Source organism: Vibrio sp. HI00D65, assembly GCF_001635455.1.
GTDB lineage: Bacteria > Pseudomonadota > Gammaproteobacteria > Enterobacterales > Vibrionaceae > Vibrio.
In genome coordinates this window covers 1-329 of sequence record NZ_LWEH01000075.1, presented here as the reverse complement: position 1 = coordinate 329, position 329 = coordinate 1, and the positions used below count along the sequence as shown (strand labels likewise).

Sequence of the window (329 nt, the reverse complement as noted above, 5' to 3'; positions counted from 1 at the left end):
AGCAAGGCCGCCTACAAGCGAATTAGCAAAGATCAGTTCCAATCGGCGACTGTTCCTGAGCCTTTATACCTGCAAGGTTGGCAAATTGTTGACGAACTCAATAGAGCATTCAATAGCATGCCACCCAGTGGTTATTCTGCGCCTGTTCACCTCGTAACGCCAAACAATGTCGCAGAGCTAATTAACAACGAAGCGACTGGTATTTATGACCCTAAAAATGGCTACCGCGAAGCGTATTTGAATATTTGGAAGCCACAATGAAACTGAATCAAATAAACATTACCCAGCGTTTCATCATCTCCAACTTCATTTCGCTACTCATCGTTAGC

1 pseudogene is annotated in these 329 nt (G+C 44.1%); it reads left to right on the top strand.

The features are described 5' to 3' along the window. A pseudogene (locus tag A3712_RS07650) lies at nt 1–261 on the top strand (substrate-binding domain-containing protein); the annotation flags it as partial. Between the last annotated feature and the right edge of the window lie 68 nt (nt 262–329).